This is a genomic window from Bartonella phoceensis (assembly GCF_902825145.1).
GTDB classification, from domain to species: Bacteria; Pseudomonadota; Alphaproteobacteria; order Rhizobiales; family Rhizobiaceae; genus Bartonella; species Bartonella phoceensis.
The window spans coordinates 1-255 of record NZ_CADEAD010000076.1; the positions used below are offsets into that span (position 1 = coordinate 1).

Consider the following 255-nt stretch of genomic DNA (forward strand, 5'->3'; position numbering starts at 1 on the left):
TGTTTGTTGCCTTTACTCCAACATTCAGTGGTGCATCGTCTTTACCACTGGATATCTTTATATTTTCCAGTTTATTTTCAGCGGTTTTACTGTTTTCAAAGAAAGCACCGGTATCGAAAGCGGTAATAGTTCCGCCTTTCATATTGATTGTACCACCATTTTGTGCATGGAGCCCACTGTCCTTAGATGATGTGATTTGCACATCGTCTGTTAAAGTGATGGTACTGTCTCCTTGAGCAGAGATCGTTTCCCCTA

At 41.2% G+C, this 255-nt stretch carries 1 protein-coding gene; it reads right to left on the reverse strand.

Features of this window, described 5'->3' with window-relative positions; genetic code table 11:
* A partial coding sequence (locus J7R07_RS08145) for a hypothetical protein (protein WP_208436340.1) occupies positions 1 to 255 on the reverse strand: 255 nt, incomplete at both ends.